Genomic DNA, 12,168 nt, shown 5'->3' with positions numbered 1-12,168 from the left:
GCGTATGGTCCGCGCGACCAGGAACGCCGCCCCGACCGTTGGCGCTTGAGGGCTACTCCTCCGGAGACTCACGGGAGATGGGCACGGTGCGGCTGCTCCCGGGCTCCCGCGAGAGGCCCACGCGCACTTCCAGGATGCCCTGGTCGTAGGACGCGGTGACGTCCTCCCAGTCGGCTTCGGCCGGCAGCACGAGCGTACGGCTGAAGGTGCCGTAGTGGAACTCCGTGTACAGCGGTGCGGTCGTGCCCTCAGTACGCACGCACTCGATCGTGATCGTGCCGCGCTCGACGGTCACCTTGAGGTCGCGCTGCGGGTCCACGCCGGGTGCCTCCACTCGAACGACGTAGAGGTGATCGTTGACCGAGGTCTCCACCCGCAGGTACGACGACGTACGTGATGACGGGGACGGAGGATCCACGTCCCACGGATCCGGGAAGCGTGTCAGCCCCTCTCCACGGGAGACCGCGTTCATGTCGCACCTCCTCTGTCAGGGCCCGGCGGGCTCCTCGGGCCGGTCGGTCCCGACCGCTGATCTCCCATTCAACGCTCCCACCACGTTTCCGTCAGGGGGCGAAGGCTGTGAGCGACCGGGACCTTCGTCGTGACGCGGGCCTGCGTTCCGGGCGCCGGGGGAGGGCGCCCGGCGCTGGTGTGGACGGCGACGTCACGTTCCGGAGCGCCACGGGCGTCGGGGTGTCTCCCAGCCCAGGCGTTCGTCGACGGTGCGCGGGTGCGCCGCGCGGCACACCGGGCGGAGCCCCACCAAGGGGACGACGGTCCCGAGGGAGAGGGACACAGGGCCCGTCGGCGCGGACGTTGGGCTGGGCGGGGCGCGCGTGTTCGGGCACACACTGGACACCAGGGCAGATAAGGGGGTGGCCGATGAGCGGGGACGTCCTCGTCGGAACCGACGGATCACGGGCGGCGCTGGCAGCGGCGGTGTGGGCGAGTGAGGAGGCGCGCGACCGGGGAGCCAGGGCCGTCGTCGTGTGTGTCTTTGACCCGGGCTGGCCGACGGCCCGGGCCACGGAACGCCTCAGACAGGAGGCCGAGAGCGTGGTGGAGCGGACGAGGAACCGCATGTCGGCGTTCATGCCCGGTGTCGAGGTGGTGGGAGAGGAACTCGCCGGTTCCTCACCCTCCAAGGTGTTGTTGGAGCGGGCCGCGTCGGTCTCGCTGGTCGTGCTCGGCAGACACGGCACCAGTGACCTCCCCGGCCGTTGGCCGGGCACCGTGGCCGACCAGGTGGCGGCCCACGCCCCGGTCCCGGTGGTCCTGGTCCCGCACGAGCCGGTGCCGACGGAGGCTCGCGACGTCGTGGTGGGGGTGGACGGTTCATCCCGCTCCAAGCACGCGGCCCTCACGGCCGTGGAGACGGCTCAAGGACACGGAGATCGGGTCCGCGCGGTGTGGGCCTGGACTGCTCCGGAGTCCATGGTCCCGAGGGGGTCGGAGGCGGAACAGGAACTGAAACGCTGGCGCCGGGAGAACCTGGAGACGGCACTGAAGCCAGTGTTGGAGGAGTTCCCCGACGTCGTCGTGTTGCGCGAGGTCCGTCGTGAGCACCCGGTGACGGCGCTGTTGGCCGACGACCGGCACACGCGGATGGTGGTGGTGGGGGCGCGCGGGGAGCACGGATTCGCCGAACTCGCGTTGGGAGGGGTCGCCCGCGGAGTCCTGAACCGGTCCGATCGGCCGGTGATGGTGGTGCACGGTTCCAGGGACTGACGGGCGGGTCATGTGAGGGAACGTGTGCAACCGCCAGCGGTCATCCTCGCTCTCGGGGCGGACCTCTCGGCGTGGCTGAACCCGGCGGCACCCAGCCTGTCAGGGGACTCACGTCTCCTCGTCACCCCCACGGGGAGGGGAGCCCTCCTGGTTCACCCCGTGCGTTCCTCCTCCGGAGTTCCGGCACACTTCGTCGTGGTGAACCGGAGGACCGGAGCGGGGACCTCACCACGACGACCGCCCGCGCACACTCCTCCCGGCACATCGGCATCCTCGACCAAGCCCCGTACGCCCCACCTCGTATCCAAGCGACCCCGCACCGGAGCCCGGTATGCACCCGACCGCACCCCTCACCCTTCTCGGCCTGGACTGGAGCGACCCCGACACTCCCCGCCTGCGCACCAGCGACCCCGACCGCCCCGGACACAGCCTGCTCCACCCCCTCCTGGGCGAGCACTCCTTCCGTGTGGAGGGGGAGCAGCGGCGCTGCGTCGGCTGGTTCGACCTGACCGGAGCCGAGGGCAGGCACGTGCGCTGCCGTACCGACGAGACCGTCACCCGGGGCAGGCAGTGCCGACGCTGCCAGTACAGGGAGGGGTTCGTCGCCGCCCATCAGGCCCACCGCACCCCCGACGCGCTGCCCGAGAACATCCGCGACTACCTGCGGCAGCCGCACTGGCTCTACCTGGACGTCTTCGCCGACGGCACGACCAAGGTCGGCACCGCCGCCGACGCGCGCCGCCACAGCCGCCTGGCCGAACAGGGACCCGTCGCCGCCCTCTACCTGGCCCGGACGACGGACGGCCTCACCGTCCGCACCCTGGAATCGGCCGTCTCCCGGCACTTCGGGCTGCCCGAGCAGGTCCAGACCCGCCGCAAGGTCCTCGGCCTCCAGACCGGCGTCGACACCACCGCGCTCCTCGGGAAGCTGACGGCCCTCGCCGCCCGCGTCACCCCCTACCTGGACACGGTCACCGACCAGGGGTCCGGCACCGAGGTGCTCGCCGCCCCCGAACCCTGGGTTCGGCCCGCCTGCTCCACCGCCGTCTTCGCGACCGCACCCGTGCTCGCCTACCCCGGCGACCTCACGCGGGGCACCCACCGGCCACACGTCACCGGGGTTGCTGGCCCCGTGGCCGTGTTCTCCACCGAACCCGGACCGGACGCGCCCCGCCACTGCGCCGACCTGAGCCGACTCGTCGGCCGGACCCTTCGCCCGGTCACCGCCGACGACGCGCCCGGCGGCGCGCTCACCCTGTTCTGACCCCGGGAGCCGTGGGGCCGGGGGAGCACGAGCCCGGGGACGCGGCCCCGGGCCGACCCCGGGGTACATGACTCCCGGAAAGCCCACTGGTAGGGGTGGGTTTCCAGGAGTCGCCCCGCGTCTCGGTGACCCGGTCAGGCCTCGAACAGGGTCTGCCCGACGAAGCCGCCCTCCGCGCAGCCCGGAGGGACCGCGAACACCGCCGAGCCGATGTGGGTGATCCACTCGTTGAGCAGGTCCAACTCGTCGAGGCGACGCTGGATCGGTACGAACTGCCGGCTCGGATCCCGCTGGTAGCAGGCGAACAGCAGTCCGGCGTCGCCCTCCGACTCGTAGTTGTAGCCGCGACGGAAGATCCGCTCGTCGGGGTCCTCCGAGCGTGCGCGGCGGATGTGCGCGTACTCGGCGATCACCGGGAAGCCGAGCGGCGTCATCGCCTCCAGGTCCGGTTCGTCGTGCTCCTCCTCCCCGGTGAGCGGGGCACCGTTGTCCAGACGCCGCCCCACTGAGTCCTCCCGGCCGGGGCGGTCGAGGCGGTCCCACTCGTCCAGGTCCATCGAGACCCGCCGCAGCACCATCGCCGTCCCACCCCGGAGCCAGGCCGGAGCGCCCTCCCCGCACCAGACCAGGGGGTCGAAGTCCGCCTCCTCCGGCTCGGGGTTGACCGTGCCGTCGACCTGGCCGAAGAGGTTGCGCATCGTGGTCCCCTGCGGTTCGGCGCCGTAGGAGCGGCGGAAGCCGTCCTGGGACCAGCGCACCGAACCGAAGGCACGGGTGTCCTTGAGGAGCATCCGCACGGCGTGGGAGAGCGTCAACGGGTCGTCGCCGCACACCTGGAGCAGCAGGTCTCCGTGGGACCAGCCGTCCTCCAGCCGGTCCGTGTCGAACTCCGGCAGCGGCCCCAGCCAGTCCGGGACCAGCCCCGGGTCGACCCGCTCCACCAGGCCGGGGCCGAAGCCCAGGGTCACGGTCAGTCCGGCGGGGGAGGAGGCGAGTTCGGGTTCGGTGTCGGCCAGGGCGGATCTGCCCTGGGTGAGCCGTGCGGCGTCGTCGGAGAGCAGGGTGAGCAGCCGACGCACCCCGTCGGAGTCGACGTCCTCGCGCAGGTCGACACCGACGAATCTGGCGTGGGCCTGCGGCGGCGTCGCGATCCCCGCCTGACGGGCGCCGTGGAAGGGGTGGGTGCGATCACCGTGCACCTGGTCCGCCGAGACCGCTTCCCCGGGAGAACGCAGGGAACGGATGAGGGCGTCACCACCACTGAGCGCGACCGCGCCCACTCCGGCGGCGGCCGCACCACCCCACAGGACGCTTCTGCGCGAGGGCCGGGCGCCCTCCTCCTCGGGGCGATCCATCAGTGGTCCCCGTGGCCGTCGTCGGAGTCCCCGTGGTCACCGTCGTAGTTCTCGTTCGCTCCCTCGAAGTCCTTCACCGGGGCGGTGAACTCGTGGGTGGAGCCGTCCTCGAACTCGAGCGTGACGGTGACCTCCGCGCCGGGCTCCAGGTCCCGGGCCAGACCCATGATCATGATGTGGTCGGCGCCGGGGGAGAGCTCGTGTTCGGATCCGGCGGGAACGGAGAAGCCGTCGTCCTTCTCCCGCATCACCATGGTGCCGTCGTCCCCGCTGACGACCTCGTGCAGTTCGACCATGTCGGAGACCTCCTCAGCGCTCGCGGCCACGATGACGGCTTCGGCTCCGCCCTCGTTGGTCAGGACGCCGAACGCGGCCGTCATGCCGTCGTCGGCCGCGGCGGCCTTGACCCACGAGTCGGAGACGGAGACCAGGTCGGCCTGTGCGGCGGACCCCTCCTGGACGGCGGTGTCCTCCTCCGCCGGAGTGGTGGAGGCGCAGGAGCCCAGGAGCAGGGAGACGCCCAGGGCGGTCGGGATCAGGAGCGAGCGGGCGGTGAGGGTCATCGGACTTCCTGTTCGGTTGGAGTGTGCTGGGACCTGGGGCGCCGCAGGCGCAGGGCAGCGGCATAGAGGAGGACCCCGATCAGTGCGCCGACCAGGGCGAGGACGGCCTCGCGTGGAGGGGCGAGGGTCGTGGAGGGGCCCGCGACCGCGCCCCCGTCGTCGGACTCGTCGGGCGGAGCGGCCTCCAGGTCCGGCGGGGGTGGCCCGCCCTCGCCCACCTGGAAGGTGAGGGCACCGCTGATCGGGTGTCCGTCGCTGGAGACCACCCGCCAGCGGACCGCGTACCCGCCGTCCGCCAGGTCGGAGGGAAGCTCGACACTGACCTCGTGACCGTCCACGAGCGGCTCCGTGGTGGTGACGGGCTCCGCTGCGGAGTCGAGGATCAGCACGGCGGTGGAGACGTCCATCGGTGGACCGCTGAAGGTCAGCCGGACCTCGTCCGGAGCGGACGGCAGCGCCTGTTGGTCCTCCGGGGTCGAGGAGAGCAGGGTGTCGTGGGCGAGGGCTGGTGCGGGTGTGAGCACCAGGGCGGTGGTGACGGCGCAGAGTAGGGCGAGGGTGCCCCGCATGGATCCTCCTCGTCGTGTGCGACCACATGGTCGGCACTACGAGAAGTCGTCCGTCAGCCGCCAGGAGTTCCCGGCAGTTCCCATCGATTCCCGTGGAGCCGCGGGACCGCGATCGGCGGGCGTGGAGGGATCACACTGGCCGTCGCAGGGATCAGCGAAACGAGGTGTCCGGCCGCGTACCGGGGGAGCGGAGCAAGACACGAAGGAGGACCCGATGAGTGATGAGTACTTCGAGGAGATCAGTCGGATGATGGGAGATTCGGTGTCTGGACAGTGGTTCGCCGCAGAATCGATAGAGCGTGTTCGGGGCCGGCCTCTCCCACAGGACTGTGTTCGCCTCATGAACAAATACGGGGGTGTCGTTTCGACGATCGACGACGCGGAACTACTCTTCAGTGTTGCTGGCGTCGATGGTGCGGACCCCAGAGAGGTTATCGAGGAGGGAAACCATCCTGTTTAATTCCTGGCGGAAGAGGTTTCCGAGTTGCGTTCATGAATGATTCTCGACGGGTCGGCGCATCATGGATTTCTAGTCGAAACCCATATAATTTGTTCATGCGGGAGATGTTCGGAGAGAACGTTTATATCTTCTATGACCCGGATCTCTCGAGCTGGACGGTGGTGCTGGGCAGTGGGGGTCTCTGATGGCAGTTTCAGGGTGGGGTCTGTGAACTTTTGGCCAGGATAGTGGCGGGAGAAGTTGATCTTCCGTATCTGGGGCAAGGGTATTTTGTTGGGTCGGCATTCATCCAGGAGCCGCGTTTGGTCGAGGAGTTTTGACGTGTCTGGTGGTTTCCAGGTCTGGAATTCTCAAGTGAGAGGGCGGCCCTCCAGTTTCGGCGCCACTTCGACACTGGAGGAGTTCCCGCTGGCTGATGTTGGAATTCCGAAACCGCGATCACGAACGGATCACGCAGTCGACGCGATGATCCGATGATCCACCACGGAAAGTCCAGTCAGACACTCTTCTCGTAGCGGGAGGGGAACGGGAAACGGGACTCCAGGAACTCGTGGACCATCCGGGCCACAGCCTCCTGGGCTTCGTCCGGGGTGTCGACGTCGTTGAGGCAGAAGAAGTCCACCTCCTCAGCGGACCTCAATGCCTCCAGCCGTTCGGCTGCGTCCGGGAGCCCGATGTTCACGTAGCGCATCCGGTACTCACCGGGCACGGCGCGCCCGGTGAACAACGCGTAGTGATGGTGCAGGGTCGCGGCCACGGCCACGTCGTCCAGGGAACGAAACCGGCTGTGGGCGGTGCGTTCCATCTCCTCGCGGTAGCGCTCCTCCAACTCCACACAGACCTGGCGGATCTGCGGGTGCGGGGCGTGCTTGAACTTGTTCGTGATGGAGCGGCCGAAGTCCCGCTCCAGGAGCGCGCGTACGTTCTTCCCCGCGGAGTTCGGTGCTGGCTCGCCCGAGACCGGAGCGCCGGTGCCGAACTGGAACGGAGAGAACGGCACCTGAGCGATTCCGTTCGCATGAAAGAACTGGCCAGCCCGCACTGGACGCGCCATGAACACGTCATCGTTCAGGTACAGGTAGCGCTCGGCCAGACCGGGGATGCGGTGCAGCCGGGAGCCGATCGCGTGGGAGTTGAAGGTGGGCAGCGCGCTGGCGGGCAGGATGTCCCGGTGGTCCACCACACTGACGCCCGAGGCCTCGGTGTCCAACCAGTTCGGTACCTGGCCATCCGTCACCAGGTACACGTGGCGCACGAATGGCGCGTAGGCCTCCAGTGAACGCAGTGAGTACCGCAGTTCGTCACGACTGGTGAAGCGCGAGGCGTTGGAAGCATGCTCGTGCGCGGAAGCCGTCTCCGGCTGGTGGCGCGCTCGCTTCGTGGCGTGCTCGGGGTCCGCACCGTCCACCCAGGTGTAGACCACGTCGATCGGGAAGTCGATGTCGTCGGGGAGCTTCCAGGTGAACGGCTCGAAGGTGGGGTACTCGCGTCCGTGCACGGTGAGTGTGGCGGGTTTGCGCTGGGAGCTGGGAAGAACGTCCGTGACCTTGTTCCGGGTGGGGCCGACCAGGGAGTCTGCGAGCACCTCGGCCGATGCCTGTACACGCAACCTTCCCAGGAGTTCCTCGACGTTGTCCCGCTCCAGCAGCTTCGCGCCGTCGCGCCAGAACTGCACGTCACAGCCGTACTCGAACCCTGCCAGGACCTGACCGCCGGGGGAGAGCAGGGGCTCGGCGAAGCGGATGATCAGGCCCGACTTGACCTCCTCCGCCAGGGCTCCGTCCACGTAGGCGGAGAAGGCGCTGACGACACCACCACTACCCGGCTTGATCGCGAACAAGGGACTGTTGCCGTACAGCTCACGCATGGCATCCAGGATCCGCTTGCGCTCGGATCTGTGCACCCCCACCACGTGGCGCAGGGGTGAGCGTCCCCGTACCAGGAAGTAGTCGACCTTCGCGTGCTCAAGGGCGTCGGTGACCAGCTCCAGGTTGCGGGCCGAGGCGCCTGCGGCGGTGAACCGCTCCACTGTTCGACCCAGGAACTCTCCCTCGTCCAGGGAGAAGGCCCGCACCGTCGCATCGTTCGTGAGAAGCCCTTCACGGCGCTTGGCGATCTTGGCCAGACGCCGCTCCTCGGCCACACGAGCAGCGGCGTCCTGACGATCGGTCTCCAGGCGTTCCCGGGTTGCCTGGGGCAGGAGACGTTCTCCGGTGCTCTTGATACGAGATGCCAGGGGCATGGACCTCGACCCTCCTGTGTGTGCTGCGCGCTTGTGGACGTGGAACGCGGCGGTACCGGGTTCCGTCTGGGATCAGCACGAAGACGGGTTGGTCGGATGGTCCGTTGTCTGTTTTCTGGCATCGAGACGGTTTCGTCTCCTACGTTCCGTCAGGATGCTCTGACCAGGTGTGTTACCGGCAAGGTCAAGGGGTGTCCGGTGGTGTCGTCGAGAGGGAACGTCAGCTTGGTTGACCGGTTGGCCTGGCCAGATGTGGCCAAATCAGAGACATGCATGTCAATGATGGTTCCCGGTTCCATTTCTCGCGAGCGGTCTCGGTGCTGCGCCTTTCTTGCTTGTGGTGGGATGAATGTCTTGGTTAGCGTCCCTTTCGGATCGCAACAGTGAATCAGTGCTGGTGGTCCTCACATCCCCCGTACCTCAAAACTGAACGGTCTCCCCCATGCGTCGCTCCGTGACCCGTGCGACAGCGGTCTCCACCGCTGTCGCTCTGGCTCTTTCGTTGCTCTTCGCGCCCCCAGCGGCGGCTGATCCTGATCCACCAGACAGCACGGTCGACGAAGCGACTGAGGATATGGACGCGCTGGAGGTGGCCAAGGAGACGGGGGAGCCCGTCGCGATCCCTGGGCTGACCGACGAGAAGACCCAGCACTTCGCGAATCCGGACGGCACCTTCACTGCGGAAGCCTCGATGCTGCCGGTCCGAGTTCGTTCCGAGAGCGGCTGGATGGATGTGGACACCGCCCTGACCCAGTCCGATGACGGTTTGGTTCGACCACGTGCCGCAGGTATGGACATCGCCTTCTCCGGAGGTGGTGACGACGCGATGGTCCACATCGGGATCGGTTCCAACAGCGTTCGTTTGGGCTGGATCGGGGATCTCCCCGAGCCGGTGCTGGACGGTGATCAGGCCACCTATCCCGATGTTCTGCCGGACGTGGACCTCGTGTTGACCGCAGGGGTGGAGGGCTTCACCCAGGTTCTGGTCGTCAACACCCCAGAGGCCGCACAGCTGCCTGAACTGGCTGAGCTCGAACTCCCGCTGGACACCACGGGTGTGACGATGACTGCGGACGAGCACGGGAATCTGGACGCGGTCGGTGATCTGGGCGGAGAGAGTGTCTTCTCCGCCGAGGCGCCGGCCATGTGGGACTCGACGGTCGAGGAAGAGGGAGCCGACGACCCCACGGTCGCGGCTCCGCTGGGAGCCCGGGTGCAGTCCGTGGATACCTCAGTGACGGTGGACGCCATCCGTCTGGTTCCGGACCAGGGCATGCTCGTGGACGAAGCGACCGAGTTCCCGGTCTACATCGATCCTTCGGTGAACGCCAGCCGCCCCAATTGGGGCTACGTGGACAGCGCCTACGTGAACCAGTCCTACTTCAACCCTTCCCGCGACTCGGTTGGCGTGGGCCGCTACTCGGGGCCTGAGGGAACGTTCACTCGACGTGCGTTCTTCCAGTTCACGGTGATGGCTCGCACCAACCAGGCGCACACCACCATCAACTCCGCGACCCTGCGCACCGAGGTCGACTGGGCCTACAACTGCAACAGCGACTCCCGGATCCAGTTGCAGCGAGTCAGCGCCTTCAACCGCAACTCCACATGGAGGAACGCGCCCGCGACTCAGGGCGGGGTGGTGGACACCCAGAACGTGAGGGGCGGATGGGCGACCTGTCCGTCGAGCAGCGGGGTGGAGTTCGACGCCACATCCGCTTATCGATGGGGTGTCAACAACAACGCCTCGCACATCTATCTGCGGCTCAAGGAGCGGGACGAACAGGGCACCGCCGCCTGGCGCCGATTCAACACCAAGAGCAAGCCGCCGGTTCTGGTCGTCAACTACAACAATCCGCCGGCACAGGTGAGCACCGCCACCATGTCCGACTCTCTTGGCGGAGCGTGTTCCACCGATAAGTCCAAGCCACGGCTGATCAACAACACCACGACGACCTTCCGTGCCACCGTTCGTGACTACGACGCTCGGGCGGCCTGGGGCGGCCAGAAACTCAAGGCGCGTGTCGCCTGGTGGGCCGACGGCGAGGGTGACCAACTCGGAAACGCGGACTCCAGTTATGCCGATGTCGGCTATTGGCCTGAGGGATCGGAACGGGCGGTCACCGTCTCCGGCCTCCCAGAGAACCAGCTCCTGGGGTACCGGGCGATGGCACACGACGAGGTCGCATGGAGTCCCTCCTGGTCCGGCTGGTGCTGGATCAAGATCGACACCACCAAACCCGACACGGGTCCGAAGGTGACCTCGACTGCCTATCCCGCCGACGACGACCTGCACGGCAGCGTCGGACGCACGGGTGATTTCACCTTCGACAACAACGGGGTCGAAGAAGCTACCTCGTACTACTACAGCCTCAACGACACCTCCTGCACGACCGAGGTGAAGCTCGATCAACCCGGAGCCAGCTCGACTGTTCCCATCACTCCCAGTCGTGGCGGCGCCAACATGATCTACGCGCGAACGGTGGACGCCTATGGCAACTCGTCCGAGTGTGAGCTCGCCTACTACTTCCTCGTAGCTCCACCGAGTAGCCCGATCTCCCATCTCCCGTTGGGGGAGGGGCAGGGTGACACCGTCGCGGACTCCGCCAACTCCGACCGCGTACTGACGGCGACCGGCGAGTTCTCCTGGACTCGCGGGCGCGTGGCCGAGCGTGCCCAGCGTGGGCACCGGCTCGAGGGTGCGGCGATCGACATCGATGGGGAGAACGCTCGCCTCGTCTCGGATGAGCCGGTGATCGACACGTCGAAGTCGTTCTCCGTCTCGACGTGGGTACGGATGGACGACAAAGACCGCAACCGAAGCGCCGTCGCGCAGACGGGCCTGGAGAACAGCGGCTTCTACCTCGGATACCAACAGACACTCGGGCACGACCGGTGGGTACTGAAGATGGCACCCTCTGACGTGACTGGTGCGAGTGGTTGGTCCCGTGCACTCTCGGACGAACCCGCACAGACCGGCATGTGGACACATCTACTTGGTACCTTCGACGCTGCCACCGGGGACCTCGTCCTCTACGTCGACGGAGTGCGACAGGAAGCCACCGGTCACCTCAGTACTCCTTGGAAGGCCGAAGGCCCTCTCATGGTCGGTGGTGGCCGAACCTCCGCCAACAACACCGAACACTGGCGTGGCGGGATCGATGACGTACGTGTGTGGGACCGCGTTCTGACGGATGACGCGCACTTCGCCACCGACGGTGAACAGTCGGAGGTGTGGCGCCTGGCCAATCGTCCCCTCGCCCTGGAAGGCCGTTGGAGGCTCGATGAGACCGAGGGGACCGCTGTGGCGGATTCGTCCGACCACGGCCTGACCGCCACCCTGCACGCCGACCCCCTCACTGCTTGGAACGAGACGCTTAACGAGGTGACGCTCGCTCCTGGTGTCACGTTGGACGCGACACGGGAAGAGCACGTCCGCACGGACGCCCCTGCTGTTCGAACCGACCGGAGCTACACCGTCGCGAGTTGGGTGCGTCTGGACGAGGTCGGACACAACTCGACGGCAATCGCCCAGGAAGGTGAGGAACAGAGCGCCTTCTACCTCGGCTACCAGCACACTCTCGATCACGACAACTGGGTGATGAAGCTGCCGCCGCGGGATCGGACCGGTGCCGTCGGCTGGCACCGATCGCTCTCCAACCAGACCGTGGAGTTCGGGCGCTGGACCCATTTGGCTGCCACCTACGACCACACCCGTGGAGAGGCCACGCTCTTCGTTGACGGGATCGCTCAGGAACCGGTCGCGGTTCCCACGGCCTGGCACGCCAATGGCGATGTCGTGATCGGTGGCGCGCAGTTCGAGAAGTCGTTCTTCGATCCCTGGTCCGGTGACATCAGCGATGTCCACCTCTACCAGGGTGTCCTCGACGAGGACGAGATCCGAACGGTACTGGAAGGAATTTCTCCCGCGCCGTCCCTCTGACGTAGTTCCTGCGATTCGCCTGATTCCCCCATTTTTGTTCAGGCGCC

General features: G+C 67.3%; 9 protein-coding genes. 4 read left to right on the top strand and 5 right to left on the bottom strand.

Annotated features, from left to right (window positions below):
* Positions 1-52: 52 nt before the first annotated feature.
* Positions 53-472 (bottom strand): Hsp20/alpha crystallin family protein, encoded by a 420-nt coding sequence (locus ACFW3L_RS01970; protein ID WP_378735273.1) that lies wholly within the window; start codon positions 470-472, stop codon positions 53-55.
* A 410-nt stretch (positions 473-882) separates the two neighbouring features.
* On the opposite strand from ACFW3L_RS01970, the gene ACFW3L_RS01965 reads away from it, so the two are divergent.
* Both ACFW3L_RS01965 and ACFW3L_RS01960 read left to right on the top strand, forming a co-directional pair.
* Positions 883-1,728: a universal stress protein gene (locus tag ACFW3L_RS01965; protein WP_378735271.1), complete on the top strand. Its 846-nt coding sequence runs from the start codon at positions 883-885 to the stop codon at positions 1,726-1,728.
* 331 nt (positions 1,729-2,059) lie between these two features.
* On the top strand, positions 2,060-2,992 hold the full coding sequence (locus ACFW3L_RS01960) for a DUF2797 domain-containing protein (protein WP_378735269.1): 933 nt from the start codon (positions 2,060-2,062) through the stop codon (positions 2,990-2,992).
* Positions 2,993-3,126: 134 nt separating this feature from the next.
* Here the strand turns inward: ACFW3L_RS01960 and ACFW3L_RS01955 are convergent, their stop codons facing one another.
* Genes ACFW3L_RS01955 through ACFW3L_RS01945 form a run of 3 tightly spaced genes read right to left on the bottom strand, consistent with a single transcriptional unit; the run spans position 3,127 to position 5,479 of the window.
* The gene (locus tag ACFW3L_RS01955; RefSeq protein ID WP_378735268.1) at positions 3,127-4,347 is read right to left on the bottom strand and encodes a Dyp-type peroxidase; all 1,221 of its coding nucleotides are present in this window, start codon (positions 4,345-4,347) and stop codon (positions 3,127-3,129) included.
* Positions 4,347-4,910 (bottom strand): copper chaperone PCu(A)C, encoded by a 564-nt coding sequence (locus ACFW3L_RS01950; RefSeq protein WP_378735266.1) that lies wholly within the window; start codon positions 4,908-4,910, stop codon positions 4,347-4,349. The genes ACFW3L_RS01955 and ACFW3L_RS01950 overlap by 1 nt, the downstream gene beginning before the upstream one ends.
* A complete protein-coding gene (locus tag ACFW3L_RS01945) occupies positions 4,907-5,479 on the bottom strand; it encodes a copper resistance protein CopC (RefSeq protein WP_378735264.1) in 573 nt (190 codons plus the stop codon). The genes ACFW3L_RS01950 and ACFW3L_RS01945 overlap by 4 nt, the downstream gene beginning before the upstream one ends.
* Before the next feature lie 214 nt (positions 5,480-5,693).
* On the opposite strand from ACFW3L_RS01945, the gene ACFW3L_RS01940 reads away from it, so the two are divergent.
* A complete protein-coding gene (locus ACFW3L_RS01940; RefSeq protein WP_378735262.1) occupies positions 5,694-5,939 on the top strand; it encodes a hypothetical protein in 246 nt (81 codons plus the stop codon).
* A gap of 496 nt (positions 5,940-6,435) precedes the next feature.
* On the opposite strand, the gene ACFW3L_RS01935 is transcribed toward ACFW3L_RS01940, so the two are convergent.
* Entirely contained in the window at positions 6,436-8,181 is a 1,746-nt protein-coding gene (locus tag ACFW3L_RS01935; protein ID WP_378735260.1) for a stealth family protein, read from the bottom strand.
* A 442-nt stretch (positions 8,182-8,623) separates the two neighbouring features.
* On the opposite strand from ACFW3L_RS01935, the gene ACFW3L_RS01930 reads away from it, so the two are divergent.
* Positions 8,624-12,121 (top strand): LamG-like jellyroll fold domain-containing protein, encoded by a 3,498-nt coding sequence (locus tag ACFW3L_RS01930; RefSeq protein WP_378735258.1) that lies wholly within the window; start codon positions 8,624-8,626, stop codon positions 12,119-12,121.
* Positions 12,122-12,168 lie beyond the last annotated feature (47 nt).

The sequence above is a fragment of the Nocardiopsis sp. NPDC058789 genome (genome assembly GCF_042745575.1).
Taxonomy (GTDB): Bacteria; Actinomycetota; Actinomycetes; order Streptosporangiales; family Streptosporangiaceae; genus Nocardiopsis; species Nocardiopsis eucommiae.
Note: the sequence above shows the minus strand (reverse complement) of the source record. Positions and strands in the feature narration are given on the sequence as shown.

What these genes read in the sequence shown, in the direction of transcription:
- ACFW3L_RS01930 (WP_378735258.1), top strand. Translation starts at nt 8,624, where the DNA reads ATGCGTCGCTCCGTGACCCGTGCGACAGCGGTCTCCACCGCTGTCGCT.
- ACFW3L_RS01960 (WP_378735269.1), top strand. Translation starts at nt 2,060, where the DNA reads ATGCACCCGACCGCACCCCTCACCCTTCTCGGCCTGGACTGGAGCGAC.
- ACFW3L_RS01950 (WP_378735266.1), bottom strand. Translation starts at nt 4,910, where the DNA reads ATGACCCTCACCGCCCGCTCGCTCCTGATCCCGACCGCCCTGGGCGTC.
- ACFW3L_RS01955 (WP_378735268.1), bottom strand. Translation starts at nt 4,347, where the DNA reads ATGGATCGCCCCGAGGAGGAGGGCGCCCGGCCCTCGCGCAGAAGCGTC.
- ACFW3L_RS01965 (WP_378735271.1), top strand. Translation starts at nt 883, where the DNA reads ATGAGCGGGGACGTCCTCGTCGGAACCGACGGATCACGGGCGGCGCTG.
- ACFW3L_RS01945 (WP_378735264.1), bottom strand. Translation starts at nt 5,479, where the DNA reads ATGCGGGGCACCCTCGCCCTACTCTGCGCCGTCACCACCGCCCTGGTG.
- ACFW3L_RS01935 (WP_378735260.1), bottom strand. Translation starts at nt 8,181, where the DNA reads ATGCCCCTGGCATCTCGTATCAAGAGCACCGGAGAACGTCTCCTGCCC.
- ACFW3L_RS01940 (WP_378735262.1), top strand. Translation starts at nt 5,694, where the DNA reads ATGAGTGATGAGTACTTCGAGGAGATCAGTCGGATGATGGGAGATTCG.
- ACFW3L_RS01970 (WP_378735273.1), bottom strand. Translation starts at nt 472, where the DNA reads ATGAACGCGGTCTCCCGTGGAGAGGGGCTGACACGCTTCCCGGATCCG.